We start from the raw sequence: 18,603 nt of genomic DNA, 5'->3' as shown, positions 1-18,603 counted from the left end.
CCTCTCTCCCTCCGTCGCTGGTCGCGATGGAGGGAGCGCGACAGCGCATGTCACTTCGCGGGCGAGGTCTCGTCGACCCAGAGGTCTTCGACGTTCTGATGGGTCAGCTCCGTCGCGTTCAGCTGGATCCCCTTGAGCCAGGGCTGCACGGCCATGACCGCCTTGTTGTAGTTGAAGAACCAGACCGGAGCCTCTTCGTACAGCAGCGCATTGGCCTTCTGCAGCAGCTGGATGCGCTTTGCAGCGTCGTCGGTCTGTCCGGCCTCGTCGATCAGCTTGTCGAACTCGGGGTTCTTGTAGTTCATGTAGTTGCAGGCCGATTGTGGCGTCGCGGAGTGGAAGCACTTGAGCGCGGCCTGGGGATCCGGGCCGGTCGCCTGGGAATAGATGAAGGCCTGGTAGTCGCCGCTGCGAACTACCTCCGCCAATACCGCGGTTTCGACCTGCTTGACCTTCGCCTTGATGCCGACCTTGTCCAGCATCGGGATGACGGCCGAAACGATCGGCAAGCCCCAGCTCTCGTTCTGGCTGGTGGTCCACTCGAACTCGAAGCCTGAAGGGTAGCCGGCGTCTGCGAGCAGCTGCCTGGCCTTGGCGGGATCGAACGCGTAGGGCTTCATGGCCTTGTCGTAAGCGGGCGAGGTCAGCGGCAGCCAGCTGGTGGCGCGATAAGCCTTGCCCTTGACCAGCTTGTTGATGATCAGGTCAGTGTCGATCGCGTAGTTGATCGCCTGCCGGACGCGCTTGTCGGCGAACGGCTTGAACGAGGGATTCATCCCCATGTAGCGGGTGAAGACCTCGGCGACTTCGACGACGGTGCCCTTGAGGTCGGCGTCGTTCTGATAAGCGACATATTGCGCAGGTCCCAGCACCGATGTGTCGATCTCCTTGTTGCGGAAGGCGACATCGCGGGCCGCGGCCTCGCCCATGACCGACACGATGACCTTGTCGGCGTAGGGCTTGCCGGGCTTGTAGAACCGGTCCCACCGCTCCAGGACGATGCGCGATCCCGGCACGTGCTCGACGAATTTGAACGGCCCAAGGCCGATCGGATGCTGGATGAAGGTCTCCTTTGCTCCCTCATCGGCGGGATAGATCGAGGTCAGCGCGGTGAAGAAGTAGAATCCGGGATCGACTTTTTCGGTCAACTTCATTTCGAGGGTGAAGTCGTCGATCTTCCTCAGGCCGGAGATCTCCTTGGCCTGGCCCTTCTCGACCGCGGCCGCGCCCTCGATGATGCGGACGTAACGTGCGCCGGGATAGGCCTTGGTGCCATCCATGATACGGTTGTAGGACCAGATGACGTCGTCGGCCATCATCTTGCGGCCGTTGTGGAAATAGGCGTCGTCGCGCAGCTTGAAGGTGTGAACGAAGCCACCGCCCGAGACCACATCCTCCTTGGCGAGTTCCAGAACCGGCTTGCCTTCCGCGGAATTCCAGATGTAGAGCGACCGGTGCAAGGCCTTGGCGTAGATCTCGTCCTGGGCGCGCTGGGTCGTATGGATGTCCAGGCTTGTGAAGCTCGAACCATAAGGCGCGGTCATACGGATGGTTCCGCCCCTGCGCGGGGTCTGGGCCTCCGCCGCACCGGCGAGCGCCAGGCCCAAACCAGCAACGATCGCCACTATCCTGAACATCATGGTCCCTCCGACAATGCAGGCGTGCTCCGGTCCGAGAGTTGACCATTCGCGGCACGTCGAATGCAAGCGCCTTGAAGCGGTTGACATATGCTGGCGCGGCGCCCGGGCTCCGCCGATCTGTTGGGACGCGTCTAGCCGGCCGTGAACTCCGGCTTCCAATCCCGCAGCTTCCGCGCTGCAGCGGTGACGTCCGCGATCGCCGGAAATGCCCCCGCCTCCACCATCATCGCCCTCGCCAGCCGCACGGCTCGCGCCTCGCTGATCGCCCGCCTCTTCGGATCCTCGATCAGCTCGAAGTCGATATTGTGGGCGAGACCGAAGATGCGGCGGATGGTTTTTGCGGCGGCGAAGCCGACCGTATCGGCGAAGAGGCGCTGCATGTAGGCATGCCGCTCCGCCTCGAGGCGGGCGGCGCCCTTCTCGCCGGCGAAGAGCGAGGCGGGATAGGCATCCCCCGCCGCGCTTGCGCACCAGAGGTCAAGGAACTTGCGGGCGAACTCGTTCCAGACCTGCTCCACCGTTTCGAGCACCCAAGCCTCGAACGCGCGCCGCTCGCCGGGCGAGCGCTCGTGGCCGGCGGAGGCGAAATAGGCCATCAGGAGATTGGCCAGCACCGCGCCGATGTCGAATCCCATCGGGCCGTAGAATGCGAATTCGGGGTCGATCACCCGCGTCTGGCTGTCCGTGACCATGATCGAGCCGGTATGGAGGTCGCCATGGAGCAACGCCTCGGGGCTCGCCATGAACTTCAGCTTCAGCCGGGAGACGGCGACGTGCAGGTCCAGGTCGTCGCGCAGTTCAGCGGCCAGACCGTCGAGATACGGCGCGGTCCAGCGGTTCTGCTCGGCGATCCGGTAGGGATCGGTGAAGATCAAATCCTCGGTGATCTTGCAGAGCGCATGGTTGCCGGCGAAGGCCACGATGCCTTCCTTCTTCTCGGCGGCGGACAGCGCGAGGTCGGAGGTGAAGAACAGCGTCCGCGCCATGAAGGTGGTGATGTCGTCCACAAAGCGCGGATATTGCGTGCCCGCGACCATCCCCTTGCGCATGATGATGTGGGGCTCGAGCAGCTCCATCACCGTCAGCGCCAGGGTCTCGTTGTGGTGCAGCAAAGCCGGCACGAGACCGGGTGCGAGCTCGGCCTGCCGGGACAAGGCCAGAAATTCGTAATGGGCGCGCGACAGCGGCAGCGGCCAGCTCTCGCCGACGAGGCGGACGTAAGGCAGCGCCTGCTTCACGGCGACGCCGCCGCGCGCGCCCTTGACGATGAAGACGAGGTTGAGGTTGCCGTCGCCGACTTCGGTGATGGGCCAGGCGGCCGGCTCGCCGCCGAGGATCGCCCCAAGGTCCGGAGCGGCCGCGAGATAATCCCGCAGATCCGCCTCATGCAAGATCCGGTAGCCTCCCGCCTGCCCCTGCGCCATGACGATCCCATCCCATTTGCATGGCCGGATCGTTACTCCCGCTCCAGGAAGCTCGAGCCGATCTCGGCCTTTCTTTTGATCGGATCGTAATCGCAATAGACGTTGTCCGCCACCAGCGTGTAGCTGGCACTGACGTTGTATTTGTCCAGCTTGACCGAGTTCAGGCCGATCACCGAGGTGCTCTTGCCCCCGTTCCACTTGAACGGCGTCGAGCTCTTGGCCTGCTCGCAGGCGATCACGGCCTCGTTGAAGACGTAGCCCTCGACGAACGCCTTCAGCGTCCGCGCCTGCACGGCCATCTTCCATTCAAAATAGCCGATGGCGCCGAGGCCAACGACGATCAGAAACAGAAGCGCGACGACGATCCTCTGAAAAGTCATTCGTTCCCCCAAAAACAACGACGCAACACCGAAAAACCCGGCAAAAACCCGGCAAAAAACCTAGCAGAAAACCTAGAACGGCATGCCCATCAATTTCGACAGGCGTTCGATCGAGAGATAGCCGGCGTGATAGGCGACCATGGCGATCCCGTAGATGATCGCCGAGATGATCGTGGTCCAGATCAGCTTGCTCCTCATCCGCGTCAGGATCGGCGCACCGGGGTCGGTGCCGGGTGCGCCGACGCCGTCCTCGTGCTGGCTGCGCACGCCGAAGGGCAGCGTCAGGAACAGCGCGATCCACCAGATGACGAAGTAGATCGCGATTGCGGTTGAGATCTGGATGGCCATGGTCCGGCCTTACGCCTGCTCGATTTCGACCAGGGCACCGGAAAAATCCTTCGGGTGCAGGAACAGCACCGGCTTGCCGTGCGCGCCGATCTTCGGCACGCCGTCGCCGAGCACCCGCGCGCCCTCCTTCACCAGCGTGTCGCGCGAGGCGATGATGTCGACGACCTCGTAGCAGACGTGGTGGATGCCGCCGTCGGCATTGCGCTCGAGGAATTTTGCGATCGGCGAGGCCTCGCCGAGCGGCTCGATGAACTCGATCTTGGTGTTGGGGAGCGTCGCGAACACGGTGGTGACGCCATGATCGGGCAGCGCGACGGCCTCCGAGATCTGCGCCCCGAAGGCGGCGCCATAGATCTTCGCGGCCTTGACGGCGTCCTTGGTCGCGATCGCGACATGGTTGAGCCGGCCCAGCATGTTTCTTCTCCCTTAAGGCATGATCCGGACCCGAAGGGCCGCGGTAGCGCAAAGTGTGAAGCGGTCTTCCGAAAAGATCGTGCCCAAATCAGACTGTCAGGACGTGTACCAGACAGGGAGGCTTTTTGCCCCAATGTTCGTTGATCACGGCACGGACGGCGCGCCGCACCGACTCGGCCAGCGCATCCGCATCGCGGCGGCGCGCCTTCGGCAGGCCCTCGACGGTGGAGACCACGGCGTCGAAGACGATGTCGTCGAAGGGTTCGCCCGCCCTGTTCTTCTCGGGGATGCCGACGAGATCGACCTCGGGATCGTCGGCAAGCTCGCCCTGCTCGGTCATGGCGATGGCGACGAAGGCACAGCCCGAAAACGCCATGCGGCGGCGCTCGACCACGGCACGGGACTTGGAATCCTCCAGGATCGTGCCGTCCTTGTAGAGACGGCCCGAGGGCACTTCCCCGATGATGCCGGGATCGCCGGGGCCGAGCTTGACGAGATCGCCGTTGCGGACGACCAGCACGCGCGGCACGCCGGCGGCGCGCGCGAGCTTGGCGTGCTCGTTCAGGTGCAGCGCCTCGCCGTGGACGGGGATCAGGAGCTGCGGCCTGGTCCAGGCGATCATGTCGCGCAGCTCGTCGCGGCGGGGGTGGCCGGAGACGTGAACCAGATGGTCGCGGTCGGTGATGACCTCGACACCCTGTAAAACCAGGCCATTGATAATTGCGCCGACCGCCTTCTCGTTGCCGGGAATGGTGCGCGAGGAGAAGATCACGCTGTCGCCGCGGTTGAGCGTGATCTCGGGATGGTCGTCATTGGCGATGCGCGCCAGCGCCGCGCGCGGCTCGCCCTGGCTGCCGGTGCAGAGCGCCAGCACCTTGTCCTGCGGCAGATGGCCGTAGACCTCGGGGGAGCGGAAACTCTGCACGCCGTCGAGATAGCCGGTCTCGCGCGCGACCTGCACCACGCGCTCCATGGCGCGGCCGACCACGACGACCTCACGGTCGGCGGCCTTCGCAGCGATGGCGACGGCCTTGAGGCGCGCGACGTTGGAGGCAAAGGTCGTGACTGCGACGCGGCCCTTGGCGGCCTTGACGAGTTCGGTAATGGATCGGGCAACCTCGGCTTCCGAGGGTGAGCGGCCGTCGCGCACGGCGTTGGTGGAATCGCCGATCAAGGCGAGCAGCCCCTGATCACCCAGTTCGCGCAGCCGCTTCTCGTCGGTCGGGCGGCCGATGATCGGGGTCGGATCGATCTTCCAGTCGCCGGTGTGCAGCACCGTGCCGACGTCGGTGTGAATCGCCAGCGCATGCGACTCCGGGATCGAATGCGCGACGGGAATGAACTCGACGTTGAATGGGCCGACATCGATGCGGCCGCCCGACGGCACCACCGTCACCGGGATCTTCGGCGCGTTGCGCTCGGCGGCGCATTTGGCCTCGAACAGCGCCGCGCTGAACTGGGTCGCATAGATCGGGCATTTCAGCCTGGGCCAGAGATCGATGATGGCGCCGAAATGGTCCTCATGGGCGTGGGTCAGCACCAGCCCCATCAGGTTCTTGCGCTCCTTCTCCAGGAAGCTGATGTCGGGCATGATCAGGTCGATGCCCGGCAGATGCTCCTCGTCGCCGAAGGAGACGCCGAGATCGATCGCCAGCCAGGCCCGCTGCTGGCGGTTGCCGAGGCCGTAGATCGACAGGTTCATGCCGATCTCGCCGACGCCGCCGAGCGGCGCAAAGACCAGTTCTTCAGGTTTCGCCATCACGCAGCTCCCACGGAGGCGGCCGAGCCGAAGAACACCTCGCCGGCCGCCACCGGCAGGCGTCGGCCGTCAGTGGTGCGGACGATCAGGCAACCGGTATCGTCGATCGTGTCAAAAATGCCTTCCAGTGTCATCGTTCCCGTGTTGATCGCGACCCGCGCGCCAAGCCCGGCCGCGCGCTCCAGCCAGAGCTTGCGGATCTCGGCAAAGCCGCGGCCATTGTCCCAGATGCCGCGGAACTCCACCCAGGCATCGGATAGCGCCGCAAACAGCTCTTCCGCGCTGATCTGGACGCCGAGCGCGGCGAGCGACACTGCGGGCGTCGGGGTGCCCTCGGGTGCTGCGACGACGTTGGTGCCGATGCCGACGACAACGGCCAGGCGATCGCCGATGGCCTCGGCCTCGAGGCCGATGCCGACCAGCTTCCTGCCGCCCGCAAGCACGTCGTTCGGCCATTTCAGGGCGTAGCGGGGACGGCCCTCGCCAAGGCGCAAAGCGGCCTCGAGGCTGACCTTCTCGAGGGCAGCCTCCTCCGCCAGCCCCGCCGCGAAGCCGATCGTGGCGGCGACGGCGGGCGCAATGTCCAGAACCTCGAGGACGCTGGCCGCAAGGTTACCACGCGGCGCGATCCAGGAGCGCTGGCGGCGGCCGCGGCCGGCGGTCTGCTCGGATGTCACGAACCACATCGGGCCGCGCTCGCCGCCCCTGGCATGCGCGATCGCCTCGGTATTGGTCGAGCCGGTCCGGTCGAAAGCTGCGAGCTTGTAGCCCGCCGAGAGTGCGCGAGGACCGAGCGCGAATCCCATCCTAGAACAGCGACTTTGCCGCGGCGGAGGCGACGCTCACCACTGGCCCTGCGAACAACGCGAACAGGATGTTGAACAGGCCCGCGACCGCCAGCACCGTCTTCACCTCGACGCGCACCGGATCGACCTGCCCGGCCGGCTCGTCGAAATACATCGTCTTGACGATGGTTAGATAATAGTAGGCGCCGACCACGCTGGTCAGCACGCCGACCACCGCAAGCGTGAACAAATTGGCCTTGATCGCGGCGACGAAGACGTACCATTTGGCGAAGAAGCCCGCGAGCGGCGGGATGCCGGCCAGCGAGAACAGCAGCATCGCGAACATGAAGGCGAGCAGCGGATTGGTGCGCGACAGGCCCGCGAAATCGCTGATCTGCTCGACCGCCTGGCCGTTGCGGCGCATGGCCAGGATGATCGAGAACGAGCCCAGCGTCATCGCGACATAGATCACGATGTACATCAGCACGCCCTGCGCGCCCTCGACGGTGCCGGAGGCAAGACCGACCAGGGCAAAGCCCATGTGGCCGATCGAGGAATAGGCCATCAGGCGCTTGATGTTGCTCTGGCCGATCGCAGCGAACGAACCCAGCGCCATCGACGCAATGGCGACGAACACCAGGATCTGCTGCCACTGCGAGACGATGCCCGGGAATGCGGTGAGCGTGACGCGAGTGAAGACGGCGAGCGCGGCGACCTTCGGAGCCGAGGCGAAGAACGCGGTGACCGGGGTCGGCGCGCCCTCGTACACGTCGGGCGTCCACATGTGGAACGGCACGGCCGAGACCTTGAAGCAGAGGCCGGCGAGCAGGAAGACCAGGCCGAACACCAGGCCGACATTCGAGACCGTCGCGGCTGCCGCGATGCCGGTGAAGGAGACCGTTCCGGTGAAGCCGTAGATCAGCGAGGAGCCGTACAGCAGCATGCCCGACGACAGCGCGCCGAGCACGAAGTACTTCAGGCCGGCTTCGGTCGATTTCGCGTTGTCGCGGTTCGAGGCCGCCACGACATAGAGCGCCAGCGACATCAATTCGAGGCCGAGATAGAGCGAGATCAGGTCGCCGGCCGAGATCAGCACCATCATGCCGAGCGTCGAGAGCAGCACCAGGATCGCGTATTCGAAGATGCGGCGCGACGGGTCGGACAGGAACTCGGTCGACAGCACCAGCGTCACCGCCGAGCCGATCAGGGCCAGGATCTTCATGAAGCGGGCGAAATCGTCGACGATGAAGCTGCCGCCGAAGGTCACCTGCTTGCCCGCGGGCTGAAGGTAGACGAGCAAGCCGACCGCGACCAGGAGCAGGACCGCGAGCGAGGTCACCGTCCTGGTGGTCTCCTGCCCGCGATAGGCGCCGAGCATCAGGAGCGCCATGGCGCCGACCGCGAGCACGAGCTCGGGCAGCACCGGCGCCAGTTGATAACCTGCAGTCTCAAAGCTCATGGCGATATCCTGACCTGCCCGCTCACTGGAGCAGTGCGGCGGCCTTCACGGCCGTCACAGCGGTGTTGTAATTGTTGACGAGTTGCTGGACAGAGGCGGCCGACATGTCGAGCACGGGCTTCGGATAGACGCCGAACAGGATCGTCAGCGCGATCAGCGGGAACAGCGTCACGCACTCGCGCAGGGTGAGATCCTTCATGCTCATCAGCGACGGCTTGACCAGCGCCCCGAACACGACCTTGCGGTAAAGCCACAGCGCATAGGCCGCCGACAGGATCACACCGAAGGTCGCGAAGAACGCTGTCGGGATCGAGACCTTGAAGGTGCCAAGCAGCGTCATGAACTCGCCGACGAAGCCGCTCGTTCCGGGCAGGCCGACATTGGCCATGGTGAAGACCATGAAGGTCAGCGCGTAGAGCGGCATCCGGTTGACGAGGCCGCCATAGGCCGCGATCTCGCGGGTGTGCATGCGGTCGTAGACGATGCCGACGCAGAGGAACAGCGCGCCGGAGACGATGCCGTGCGAGATCATCTGGAACACGCCGCCGGCGACGCCCTGCATGGTGCCGGCGAAGATGCCCATGGTGACGAAGCCCATATGCGCGACCGACGAGTACGCGATCAGCTTCTTCATGTCCTCCTGCATCAAGGCCACCAGCGAGGTGTAGATGATGGCGATGGCGGAGAGCGTGAAGACCAGCGGCGCGAAGTCGTGCGAGGCCAGCGGGAACATCGGCAGCGAGAAGCGCAGGAAGCCGTAGCCGCCCATCTTCAGCAGGATTGCGGCGAGCACCACCGAGCCTGCGGTCGGCGCCTCGACGTGCGCGTCGGGGAGCCAGGTGTGCACCGGCCACATCGGCATCTTCACCGCGAAGGAGGCGAAGAAGGCCAGCCACGCCCAGGTCTGCAACGACCGCGGCACGGCGGTGTGCATCAGGGTCGGGATGTCGGTGGTGCCGCCGTTCCAGTACAGCGCCATGATGGCGAGCAGCATCAGGACCGAGCCGAGCAGCGTGTAGAGGAAGAACTTGAAGGACGCGTAGACCCGGCGCGGACCGCCCCAGACGCCGATGATCAGGAACATCGGGATCAGGCCGCCCTCGAAGAACAGGTAGAACAGCACGAGATCGAGCGCCGAGAAGGTGCCGATCATCAGCGTTTCCAGGATCAGGAACGCCATCATGTATTCGCGGACGCGGTTGGTGATCGCCTTCCAGCTCGCGATGATGCAGAACGGCATGATGGCGGTGGTCAGGATCACGAGCGGCAGCGAGATGCCGTCCACGCCCATGTGGTAGGTGATACCGGTGGCGAGCCAGTTCGCCTTCTCGACGAACTGGAAGTCGGGGTTCGACGCATCGAAGCGCATGACCAGGATCACCGACACCGCGAAGGTGATCAGCGTGGTCCACAGCGCGATCCAGCGCGAGTTGCGCCGGGCCGCCTCGTCGTCGCCGCGGCTGAGATAGACGATCAGCGCGCCGACCAAGGGCAGGAACGTCGTGACCGAAAGGATGGGCCAGGTCGTCATTTACTGGCCTCCAAAGCCGAACATGAACCAGGTGATCAGGCCGGCGGCGCCGATCAGCATGGCAAACGCGTAGTGATAGAGATAACCGGTCTGGATCTTCACGACGTTGCGGGTGACGTCCAGCACGCGGGCCGAGATGCCGTCGGGACCCAGGCCGTCGATGATGACGCCGTCGCCCTTCTTCCAGAGCTGGTAGCCGATCCACTTCGCCGGACGGACGAAGATGAGGTCGTAGAGCTCGTCGAAGTACCATTTGTTGAGCAGGAACTGGTACAGCATCGGCTGCGTCTTCGCGAGTTCGACCGGCAGATAGGGCCGGCGGATGTAGAACAGGTACGACACCAGGAAGCCCAGCACCATCATCACCGTCGGCAGGAACGCGATGCTCTCGGGGATGTGGTGCATTTCCTCGATGATGTGCGGATTCATCTTCACGGATTCGCGGAAGAACTCCTCGATGCCGTGACCGGCGAACAGTTCCTTGAACGGGAAGCCGGCCATGATGGAGCCGACCGCGAGCACGCCGATCGGGATCAGCATCCAGATCGGGGCCTCGTGCGCCGCCTCGTAATGATGCTCGTCATGCGGCTCGCCATGGAAGGTCTTGAAGATGAGGCGCCAGGAGTAGAACGAGGTCAGGCCGGCGGCGACGACCGTCATCAGGAAGCCGTACATCGCGAACGGATTGTGCGAGGCGTAGGCGGACTCGATGATGGCGTCCTTGGAGAAATAGCCCGCGGTCAGCGGGAAGCCGGTCAGGGCCAGCGTGCCGACCACCATCACCGCGTAGGTGTAGGGGATCTTCTTCCAGAGGCCGCCCATGTTGCGGATGTCCTGCTCGTGGTGCATCGCGTAGATCACCGAGCCGGAGCCCAGGAACAGCAGCGCCTTGAAGAAGGCGTGCGTGAACAGATGGAACATGCCGACCGAATAGGCCCCCGCTCCCATCGCCACGAACATGTAACCCAGCTGCGAACAGGTCGAATACGCGACGATGCGCTTGATGTCGTTCTGGACGAGGCCGATGGTCGCGGCGAAGAACGCCGTGGTCGCGCCGAAGAACATCACGACGGCCTGCGCGTTCGGCGCCAGCTCGAACAGCGGCGACAGGCGCGCCACCATGAAGACGCCGGCGGTGACCATGGTCGCGGCGTGGATCAGTGCCGAGACCGGGGTCGGGCCTTCCATCGCGTCCGGCAACCAGGTGTGCAGCAGGAACTGCGCCGATTTGCCCATCGCGCCCATGAACAGCAGCAGGCAGGTCAGGGTCAGCGCATCGGCGTGCCAGCCGAGGAAGTCGATGGTCTTGCCGGTGAGGCCCGGCGCCGTGTGGAAGATGGTCTCGAAATCGGTCGAGCCGACCAGCAGGAAGATCGCGAAGATGCCTAGCGCGAAGCCGAAATCGCCGACGCGGTTGACCACGAAGGCCTTGATGGCGGCGGCGTTCGCCGACGGCTTCTGGTACCAGAAGCCGATCAGGAGGTAGCTCGCCAGACCGACGCCTTCCCAGCCGAAGAACAGCTGCACGAGATTGTCCGCGGTCACCAGCATCAGCATGGCGAAGGTGAACAGGCTGAGATAGCCGAAGAAGCGCGGCCGGTTCGGATCCTCGTCCATGTAGCCGATCGAATAGAGGTGCACGAGCGAGGACACGGTCGTCACCACCACCAGCATCACGGCCGTGAGCGTATCGACCCGAAGCGTCCAGTAGACCTGGAGATCGCCGGAGAGAATCCACGGCATCAGCGGAATGCGCATGTCGTGATGCATGAAGCCGACGTCGACCAGCGTCATCCATGACAGGGCCGCCGACACGAACAGGAGCGCCGTGGTGATCAGCTCGGCGCCGCGCGAGCCGGCCGCGGGCGGCTCGGCCGGACCGTGGTCGTCGTGAGCATGATCGTCGTGACCATGGTCGTCATGGGCCGCCGCCGCGTGGGCGTCGCCATGGCCGTGACCGTGGTCGCCGTGATGCTCCACTTCGTCGCCCGAGGGGTTGCGGGCATGCGCGCCGAACAGCGCGATCAGGCCGGCCAGAATGGCGCCCAGCAGAGGCAGAAAAACGATCGCCTGGACCATGACTGAGATCAGCCCTTCATCAGATTGACGTCCTCAACCGCGATCGAGCCGCGGTTGCGGAAATAGACCACCAGGATGGCGAGACCGATCGCGGCTTCAGCGGCCGCGACGGTGAGCACCAGGAGCGCGAAGACCTGGCCGACGATGTCGCCGAGGAAGGTCGAGAACGCCACGAGGTTGATGTTGACCGAGAGCAGGATCAGCTCGATCGACATCAGGATGACGATGATGTTCTTGCGGTTCAGGAAGATGCCGAGGATGCCGAGCGTGAACAGGATCGCGCCGACCGCCAGATAGTGTCCGAGCCCGATCGTCATTTCACCCACTCCGCCGCGTCGCTGTCCTGGAGCCCCTGCCCCGGCGCCACCTTGCGCATCGCCATCGCCATCTCGGGCGTGCGCGCGTTCTGAACGTTGATGTCCTGCCGCTTCACGCTCGCCTTGTGGCGCAGCGTCAGCACGATGGCGCCGATCATGGCAACCAGAAGCACCATGCCCGAGAGCTGGAAGTAGTGGATGTACTTCGTATAGAGCACGAGGCCGAGCGCTTCGGTGTTGCTGACATTGGTCGGGATCGCCGCCGTGATCGTCTTGGCGACGCCGGGATTGATGACCCAGAAGCCCACGGTGAGCAGCAGCTCGAACAGGAAGATGCCGCCGATCACGAGGCCGACCGGCAGGTACTCGATGAAACCCTCGCGCAGCTCGAGGAAGTCGACGTCGAGCATCATGATCACGAACAGGAACAGCACCGCGACCGCGCCGACATAGACGACGATCAGGATCATCGCCAGGAACTCGGCACCCATCAGCACGAACAGGCCGGAGGCGTTGACGAAGGCCAGGATCAGGTACAGCACGGAGTGCACGGGATTGCGCGAGACAATCACCATCACCGCCGAGGCGACGCAGACGCCGGCGAAGAGATAGAAGAACAGCGCGGGAAGGATCATGCTCTCATCTCACCGGTACGGCGCGTCGAGCTCGATCGCTTTGGCGATCTCGCGTTCCCAGCGGTCGCCATTGGCGAGCAGCTTGGCCTTGTCATAGAACAGTTCCTCGCGGGTCTCGGTCGCGAACTCGAAGTTCGGACCTTCGACGATGGCGTCGACCGGGCAGGCCTCCTGGCAGAGGCCGCAATAGATGCACTTCACCATGTCGATGTCGTAGCGCACCGTGCGGCGGGTGCCGTCGTTGCGGCGCGGACCGGCCTCGATGGTGATCGCCTGCGCCGGGCAGATCGCTTCGCACAGCTTGCAGGCGATGCAGCGCTCTTCACCGTTCGGATAGCGGCGCAGCGCGTGCTCGCCGCGGAAGCGCGGCGAGATCGGGCCCTTCTCGAACGGATAGTTCAGCGTCGGCTTCGGCTGGAAGAAATAGCGCATGGCGAGGAAGAACGCCGAGACGAATTCCGACAGCAGAAGCGAGCGTGCAGTGGCGTTGACGTTGATACCCATGACGGCCCTCACTTCGGCGCGATGCCGGCAAAGTGCAGCACACCGGCCACCACGATCACCATCGCCAGCGACAGCGGCAGGAACACTTTCCAGCCGAGGCGCATCAGTTGATCGTAGCGGTAGCGGGGCACGATCGCCTTTGCCATCGCGAACAGGAAGAACATGAAGAACACTTTGAGCGAGAACCAGATGATCCCTGGCACCCAGTTGAAAGGCGGCAGGTCGACCGGCGGCAGCCAGCCCCCGAGGAACAGGATCGTCGCCATCGCACACATCGTGACGATCGCGACATACTCGCCGAGCATGAACAGCAGATACGGCGTCGATCCGTATTCGACCATGAAGCCGGCGACCAGTTCGGATTCCGCTTCGACGAGGTCGAAGGGCGGACGGTTGGTCTCCGCCAGCGCCGAGACGTAGAAGATCACGAACATCGGGAACAGCGGCCAGACGTACCAGTTCAGGATCGTCAGCTGCGGCAGCCCGATCAGGCTGGCCAGGCCGCGGACATGCTGAGCCTCGACCACGGCCGAGAGGTTCAGCGTGCCGGCGCAGAGCAGCACGGTGATGATGACGAAGCCGATCGAGACCTCGTAGGACACCATCTGCGCCGCCGAGCGCAGCGCCGCCAGGAACGGATATTTCGAGTTCGACGACCAGCCGGCCATGATGATGCCGTAGATCGACAGCGACGAGATCGCGAAGATGAACAGGATGCCGACATTGATGTCGGAGATCACCCAGCCGAGATTGGTCGGAATCACCGCCCAGGCCGCGAGCGCCAGGACGCACGAGACCAAGGGAGCAAGGAGAAACACGCCCTTGTTGGCGCCGGCCGGGATGATCGGCTCCTTCAGCACGAATTTCAGCAGGTCGGCGAAGGACTGCAGCAGGCCCCAGGGTCCGACCACGTTCGGGCCACGGCGAATCTGCACCGCCGCCCAGATCTTGCGGTCGGCGAGCAGGATGTAGGCAATCGCGATCAGAAGGACGACGAGCACCAGAACGCTCTCCGCGATCATGATGATCAGCGGCCAGAGGAACCCGGTCCAGAATGCGCTTTCGAAGAATTCCATCAGATCACGCTCACTCCGCTGCGGTCAGCATCTGCCCGGAGGCAAGCCGCGAGCATTCCGCCATCACGGCGGACGCACGCGCGATTGGGTTGGTCAGGTAGAAGTCCTCGACCAGCGGCTTGAACGGCGCCTTCTCGGGCGAGCCGCCCTTCCCCGCCAGCTTCTTGACCTGGTCGGCGGATCCGGCCTCGATCTGGTCGAGACGGATCAGATGCGGCACAGCCTTGAAGATCGCCTGGCGGAGCGCCGACAGCGAGTCATAGCCGAGCTTCTTGCCGAGCGCCTCCGAGAGCGCGCGCACGATCGCCCAGTCCTCGCGGGCCTCGCCCGGCGGGAATGCGGCACGGCCTGTCATCTGCACGCGGCCTTCGGTGTTGACGTAGATCGCGGATTTCTCGGTGTAGGCGGCCGCCGGCAGGATGACGTCGGCGCGATGCGCGCCGCGGTCGCCATGGGTGCCGATATAGACGACGAAAGTGCCGTCCGGCGCCTTGATCTCGTCGGCGCCGAGCAGGAACAAGAGGTCGAGCGTGCCGAACGTCGTCATCTGCGCGGCGTTCAATCCGCCCTGACCGGCGACAAAGCCGATATCCAGCGCTCCGACGCGCGAGGCGGTCTCGTGCAGCACGCCGAAGCCGTTCCAGCCGTCCTTCATCGCACCGACGTCGAGCGCGAGCTTGGCGCTGGCTGCAAGAATGGCGGCGCCGTCGTGACGGGAGGCTGCGCCCGCGCCGACCAGGATGATCGGGTTCTTGGCGTTCTTCAGCACGTCCATGAAGGAGTGCTTCCCGGCGGCAAGTTCGCCGAGCGTCTCGGTACCCGCACCGAGATGGTCATAGTCGTACGTCAGATCGGCTTTCGCGCCGATCACGCCGACCTTGAAGCCGCCGGCACGCCAGCGCTTGCGGATGCGGGCGTTGAACACCGCCGCTTCCTTGCGCGGATTGGCGCCGATGATGAGCAGCGCGTCGGCCTGCTCGACGCCTGCAAGCGTCGGATTGAAGATGTAGGAACCGCGGCCGAGCGCGGGATCGAAGGCGTCGCCGCCCTGCACTGCCAGATTGGCCGAGCCGTATTTGGCGAGCAGATCCTTCAGCGCGAACATCTCCTCGACGCCGGAAAGATCGCCGGCGATGGCGCCGATGCGCTTGCCGTCGGTGCGCGCCGCCTTGGCCGCGATGGTTGCGAAGGCCTCGGGCCAGCTTGCCGCGCGAAGCTTGCCGGCCTCGCGGATATAGGGCCGGTCGAGCCGCTGGGTGCGCAGGCCGTCGACGACGTGACGGGTCTTGTCCGAGATCCACTCCTCGTTCACGGCCTCGTTGATGCGCGGCAGCACGCGCATCACCTCGCGGCCGCGGGTGTCGACGCGGATCGCAGATCCCACGCCGTCCATCACGTCGACCGACTGGGTCTTGCCGAGCTCCCAGGGGCGCGCGGCGAAAGCATAGGGCTTCGAGGTCAGCGCGCCGACCGGGCAGATGTCGACGAGATTGCCCTGCAATTCCGACGTCAGTGCGTGCTCGAGATACGTGGTGATCTCCATGTCCTCGCCGCGGCCGGTGGCGCCCATCTCGGGAGCGCCGGCGACTTCCGCCGAGAAGCGGACGCAGCGCGTGCACTGGATGCAGCGGTTCATCGAGGTCTTGACCAGCGCGCCGAGATATTTGTCCTCGACCGCGCGCTTGTTCTCGGCGAAGCGGCTGGTGTCGACACCATAGCCCATCGCCTGGTCCTGAAGATCGCACTCGCCGCCCTGGTCGCAGATCGGGCAGTCCAGCGGATGGTTGATCAGAAGGAATTCCATCACGCCTTCGCGCGCCTTCTTCACCATCGGCGAACGCGTCGAGATTTCCGGCGGCTCGCCCTTGGGGCCCGGACGGCAATCGCGCACGCCCCAGGCGCAGCTCGCGACCGGCTTCGGGCCGCCCTTCACTTCGACGAGGCACATCCGGCAATTGCCGGCGATCGACAGCCGCTCGTGATAGCAGAAGCGCGGAATCTCGGCGCCGGCCGCTTCGCACGCCTGAAGCAGCGTGTACTCCGGCGGGACATCGATCTCTTTGCCGTCGATGATGAGCTTGGTCATTTCTCTTACTCCGCCGCGACCATGTTCACGGGATCGCGGACGCCGATATCGTCGATGTCAGCCTTGTGCGAATACTGGTCGATGCGCGCTTCGATCTCATGACGGAAATGCGCGATCAGGCCCTGGATCGGCCACGCCGCAGCGTCGCCGAGCGCGCAGATGGTGTGGCCTTCGACCTGTTTTGTGACTTCCAGCAGCATGTCGATTTCGCGCTTGTGGGCTCGGCCGTCGGCCATGCGGGTGAGCACACGCCACATCCACCCCGTGCCTTCGCGGCACGGCGTGCACTGGCCGCAGCTCTCGTGCTTGTAGAAGTAGGAGATGCGGGCAATCGCGCGGATCAGGTCGGTGGACTTGTCCATCACGATCACGGCCGCGGTGCCGAGACCCGAGCGCAGCTTGCTCAAGCTGTCGAAATCCATCGGCGTGTCGATGATCTGCTCGGCCGGCACCATGCGCACCGACGAGCCGCCGGGGATCACGGCCTTGAGGTTGTCCCAGCCGCCGCGGATGCCGCCGCAATGCTTCTCGATCAGCTCACGGAACGGAATGCCCATGGCCTCTTCGACGTTGCAGGGCCGCTCGACATGGCCGGAGATGCAGAACAGCTTTGTACCGACATTGTTCGGACGGCCGATGCCGGCGAACCACGCGGCGCCGCGGCGCAGGATGTCGGGCGCAACCGCGATCGACTCGACGTTGTTGACGGTGGTCGGGCAGCCGAACAGGCCGACATTGGCCGGGAATGGCGGCTTCAGGCGCGGCTGGCCCTTCTTGCCTTCGAGGCTTTCGAGCAGCGCGGTTTCCTCGCCGCAGATATAGGCGCCGGCGCCGTGCGCGACGTAGATGTCGAACGGCCAGCCGTTGACGTTGTCCTTGCCGACCAGCTTGGCCTCATAGGCCTGGTCGATCGCGGCCTGGAGATGCTCGCGCTCGCGGATGAACTCGCCGCGGACATAGATGTAGCAGGCATGCGCGTTCATCGCGCAACTGGCGATCAGGCAGCCCTCGATCAACAGATGCGGATCGTGCCGCATGATCTCGCGGTCCTTGCAGGTGCCGGGCTCGGACTCGTCGGCGTTGACGACGAGATAGCTCGGCCGGCCGTCGGTCGATTCCTTCGGCATGAACGACCATTTGAGACCGGTCGGGAAGCCGGCGCCACCGCGGCCGCGCAGGCCCGAGGCCTTCATCTCGTTGATGATCCAGTCACGGCCCTTGTCGATGATGTTCTTCGTACCATCCCAGGCGCCGCGGCGCCGCGCGCCCTCGAGCCCCCAATCATGGAGGCCGTAGAGGTTCTTGAAGATGCGGTCCTTGTCCTCGAGCATGTCAGTGCTTTCCGATCAACGATTGGACTGCTTGTAAGCAAGTCCGGCGGCGCAGACGGCGAAGGTCAGCGCCCAGAGCAGGCTGGATTCCAGCGACGCGTTCAGACTGAAACGCTGCAGCAGGAAAATGAATGTGGCCGCCACGGCGGCATGCATGGCGATGAAGCCCCACTTCTTCATGGCAGCACGTCCCTCCACTGCCGGCGGCAAGAGATCACGCATCAGGTGACTTCCTTCAGCGTGGTCGGCCCGCCGGTCGGCGCCGAGAACTGGCGGCCGTTCTGCGGGCCGGGCTTGGGCGGATTGCCCGACGCAAAGCCGTCGAGCACCTTGCCAAAGCTTTCCTTGGTCAAATCCTCATAGGTGTCCTTGCCGATCAGCACCATCGGCGCGTTCACGCAGGCACCGAGGCACTCCACCTCTTCCCAGCTGAAATTGCCGTCCTTGGACAGATGGAACGGATCGTGATGGATGCGGTGCTCGCAGACGTGGATGAGATCCTCGGCGCCGCGCAGGCGGCACGGCGTGGTGCCGCAGACCTGGACGTGGGCCTTCTTGCCCACGGGTGCGAGCTGGAACATCGTGTAGAAGGTCGCCACTTCCAGCACGCGTATATAGGGCATGTCGAGCAAGTCGGCGACGGCGCGGATCGCGGCCTCCGAAACCCAGCCGTCGTGCTGTTCCTGAACTCGCCAGAGGATGGCGATGACCGCGGAGGCTTGCCGGCCGGCAGGATATTTCGCGATCTGCTGCTTGGCGAACGCGAGGTTCTCCTCCGTGAACGCAAAGCTCGCGGGCTGGACTTCCTTCGGTGCTAATCGGCGAACGGACATCT

The 18,603-nt window shown here is 64.6% G+C and carries 18 protein-coding genes; all 18 read right to left on the bottom strand.

The annotated features are described in order from the left end of the window. Positions 1-50 precede the first annotated feature (50 nt). Positions 51-1,640, bottom strand: coding sequence for an ABC transporter substrate-binding protein (locus tag NR187_RS18215; protein ID WP_256807205.1), 1,590 nt, complete (start codon positions 1,638-1,640; stop codon positions 51-53). Positions 1,641-1,771: 131 nt separating this feature from the next. Beyond that, entirely contained in the window at positions 1,772-3,064 is a 1,293-nt protein-coding gene (mtnK, locus tag NR187_RS18210; RefSeq protein WP_256807204.1) for an S-methyl-5-thioribose kinase, read from the bottom strand. A 32-nt stretch (positions 3,065-3,096) separates the two neighbouring features. After that, positions 3,097-3,444, bottom strand: coding sequence for a hypothetical protein (locus NR187_RS18205; RefSeq protein ID WP_256807203.1), 348 nt, complete (start codon positions 3,442-3,444; stop codon positions 3,097-3,099). Positions 3,445-3,516: 72 nt separating this feature from the next. Continuing rightward, on the bottom strand, positions 3,517-3,792 hold the full coding sequence (locus tag NR187_RS18200; protein ID WP_256807202.1) for a DUF1467 family protein: 276 nt from the start codon (positions 3,790-3,792) through the stop codon (positions 3,517-3,519). Between the two features lie 9 nt (positions 3,793-3,801). Further along, a complete protein-coding gene (gene mce / locus NR187_RS18195; protein ID WP_211386041.1) occupies positions 3,802-4,206 on the bottom strand; it encodes a methylmalonyl-CoA epimerase in 405 nt (134 codons plus the stop codon). 88 nt (positions 4,207-4,294) lie between these two features. Beyond that, a complete protein-coding gene (locus tag NR187_RS18190) occupies positions 4,295-5,965 on the bottom strand; it encodes a ribonuclease J (protein ID WP_256807201.1) in 1,671 nt (556 codons plus the stop codon). Further along, entirely contained in the window at positions 5,965-6,771 is an 807-nt protein-coding gene (locus NR187_RS18185) for a biotin--[acetyl-CoA-carboxylase] ligase (protein ID WP_211386039.1), read from the bottom strand. The genes NR187_RS18190 and NR187_RS18185 overlap by 1 nt, the downstream gene beginning before the upstream one ends. 1 nt (position 6,772) lies before the next feature. Continuing rightward, positions 6,773-8,209, bottom strand: coding sequence for an NADH-quinone oxidoreductase subunit NuoN (nuoN, locus tag NR187_RS18180; protein WP_256807200.1), 1,437 nt, complete (start codon positions 8,207-8,209; stop codon positions 6,773-6,775). A 22-nt stretch (positions 8,210-8,231) separates the two neighbouring features. After that, positions 8,232-9,740 carry an NADH-quinone oxidoreductase subunit M gene (locus NR187_RS18175; protein WP_211386037.1) on the bottom strand — a complete coding sequence of 503 codons (1,509 nt, stop codon included), beginning with the start codon at positions 9,738-9,740 and terminating at the stop codon, positions 8,232-8,234. Continuing rightward, a complete protein-coding gene (nuoL, locus tag NR187_RS18170) occupies positions 9,741-11,819 on the bottom strand; it encodes an NADH-quinone oxidoreductase subunit L (protein WP_211386036.1) in 2,079 nt (692 codons plus the stop codon). 8 nt (positions 11,820-11,827) lie between these two features. Next, on the bottom strand, positions 11,828-12,136 hold the full coding sequence (gene nuoK, locus NR187_RS18165; RefSeq protein WP_008547737.1) for an NADH-quinone oxidoreductase subunit NuoK: 309 nt from the start codon (positions 12,134-12,136) through the stop codon (positions 11,828-11,830). Then, positions 12,133-12,771, bottom strand: a complete 639-nt coding sequence (locus tag NR187_RS18160) for an NADH-quinone oxidoreductase subunit J (protein ID WP_015685768.1) — start codon at positions 12,769-12,771, stop codon at positions 12,133-12,135. The genes nuoK and NR187_RS18160 overlap by 4 nt, the downstream gene beginning before the upstream one ends. 9 nt (positions 12,772-12,780) lie before the next feature. Continuing rightward, positions 12,781-13,275 (bottom strand): NADH-quinone oxidoreductase subunit NuoI, encoded by a 495-nt coding sequence (gene nuoI / locus NR187_RS18155; protein ID WP_014494864.1) that lies wholly within the window; start codon positions 13,273-13,275, stop codon positions 12,781-12,783. Between the two features lie 8 nt (positions 13,276-13,283). Beyond that, a complete protein-coding gene (gene nuoH / locus NR187_RS18150) occupies positions 13,284-14,351 on the bottom strand; it encodes an NADH-quinone oxidoreductase subunit NuoH (RefSeq protein WP_211386034.1) in 1,068 nt (355 codons plus the stop codon). 10 nt (positions 14,352-14,361) lie between these two features. Further along, complete coding sequence (nuoG, locus tag NR187_RS18145; RefSeq protein ID WP_256807199.1) at positions 14,362-16,437, bottom strand: NADH-quinone oxidoreductase subunit NuoG; 2,076 nt, start codon at positions 16,435-16,437, stop codon at positions 14,362-14,364. 5 nt (positions 16,438-16,442) lie between these two features. After that, entirely contained in the window at positions 16,443-17,768 is a 1,326-nt protein-coding gene (gene nuoF / locus NR187_RS18140; RefSeq protein ID WP_256807198.1) for an NADH-quinone oxidoreductase subunit NuoF, read from the bottom strand. Positions 17,769-17,783: 15 nt separating this feature from the next. Next, the gene (locus NR187_RS18135) at positions 17,784-17,990 is read right to left on the bottom strand and encodes a hypothetical protein (protein ID WP_211386031.1); all 207 of its coding nucleotides are present in this window, start codon (positions 17,988-17,990) and stop codon (positions 17,784-17,786) included. Continuing rightward, a complete protein-coding gene (gene nuoE, locus NR187_RS18130; RefSeq protein WP_211386030.1) occupies positions 17,990-18,601 on the bottom strand; it encodes an NADH-quinone oxidoreductase subunit NuoE in 612 nt (203 codons plus the stop codon). The genes NR187_RS18135 and nuoE overlap by 1 nt, the downstream gene beginning before the upstream one ends. Positions 18,602-18,603 lie beyond the last annotated feature (2 nt).

The organism is Bradyrhizobium sp. Bra64, assembly GCF_024519875.1.
Classification (GTDB): domain Bacteria; phylum Pseudomonadota; class Alphaproteobacteria; order Rhizobiales; family Xanthobacteraceae; genus Bradyrhizobium; species Bradyrhizobium japonicum_G.
This window is presented reverse-complemented; position numbering and strand designations above follow the sequence as displayed.

What these genes read in the sequence shown, in the direction of transcription:
- NR187_RS18185 (WP_211386039.1), bottom strand. Translation starts at nt 6,771, where the DNA reads ATGGGATTCGCGCTCGGTCCTCGCGCACTCTCGGCGGGCTACAAGCTC.
- nuoI (WP_014494864.1), bottom strand. Translation starts at nt 13,275, where the DNA reads ATGGGTATCAACGTCAACGCCACTGCACGCTCGCTTCTGCTGTCGGAA.
- nuoK (WP_008547737.1), bottom strand. Translation starts at nt 12,136, where the DNA reads ATGACGATCGGGCTCGGACACTATCTGGCGGTCGGCGCGATCCTGTTC.
- nuoF (WP_256807198.1), bottom strand. Translation starts at nt 17,768, where the DNA reads ATGCTCGAGGACAAGGACCGCATCTTCAAGAACCTCTACGGCCTCCAT.
- nuoH (WP_211386034.1), bottom strand. Translation starts at nt 14,351, where the DNA reads ATGGAATTCTTCGAAAGCGCATTCTGGACCGGGTTCCTCTGGCCGCTG.
- NR187_RS18160 (WP_015685768.1), bottom strand. Translation starts at nt 12,771, where the DNA reads ATGATCCTTCCCGCGCTGTTCTTCTATCTCTTCGCCGGCGTCTGCGTC.
- mtnK (WP_256807204.1), bottom strand. Translation starts at nt 3,064, where the DNA reads ATGGCGCAGGGGCAGGCGGGAGGCTACCGGATCTTGCATGAGGCGGAT.
- nuoN (WP_256807200.1), bottom strand. Translation starts at nt 8,209, where the DNA reads ATGAGCTTTGAGACTGCAGGTTATCAACTGGCGCCGGTGCTGCCCGAG.
- NR187_RS18175 (WP_211386037.1), bottom strand. Translation starts at nt 9,740, where the DNA reads ATGACGACCTGGCCCATCCTTTCGGTCACGACGTTCCTGCCCTTGGTC.
- nuoE (WP_211386030.1), bottom strand. Translation starts at nt 18,601, where the DNA reads ATGTCCGTTCGCCGATTAGCACCGAAGGAAGTCCAGCCCGCGAGCTTT.
- mce (WP_211386041.1), bottom strand. Translation starts at nt 4,206, where the DNA reads ATGCTGGGCCGGCTCAACCATGTCGCGATCGCGACCAAGGACGCCGTC.
- NR187_RS18135 (WP_211386031.1), bottom strand. Translation starts at nt 17,990, where the DNA reads ATGCGTGATCTCTTGCCGCCGGCAGTGGAGGGACGTGCTGCCATGAAG.
- nuoG (WP_256807199.1), bottom strand. Translation starts at nt 16,437, where the DNA reads ATGACCAAGCTCATCATCGACGGCAAAGAGATCGATGTCCCGCCGGAG.
- NR187_RS18200 (WP_256807202.1), bottom strand. Translation starts at nt 3,792, where the DNA reads ATGGCCATCCAGATCTCAACCGCAATCGCGATCTACTTCGTCATCTGG.
- nuoL (WP_211386036.1), bottom strand. Translation starts at nt 11,819, where the DNA reads ATGGTCCAGGCGATCGTTTTTCTGCCTCTGCTGGGCGCCATTCTGGCC.
- NR187_RS18205 (WP_256807203.1), bottom strand. Translation starts at nt 3,444, where the DNA reads ATGACTTTTCAGAGGATCGTCGTCGCGCTTCTGTTTCTGATCGTCGTT.
- NR187_RS18215 (WP_256807205.1), bottom strand. Translation starts at nt 1,640, where the DNA reads ATGATGTTCAGGATAGTGGCGATCGTTGCTGGTTTGGGCCTGGCGCTC.
- NR187_RS18190 (WP_256807201.1), bottom strand. Translation starts at nt 5,965, where the DNA reads ATGGCGAAACCTGAAGAACTGGTCTTTGCGCCGCTCGGCGGCGTCGGC.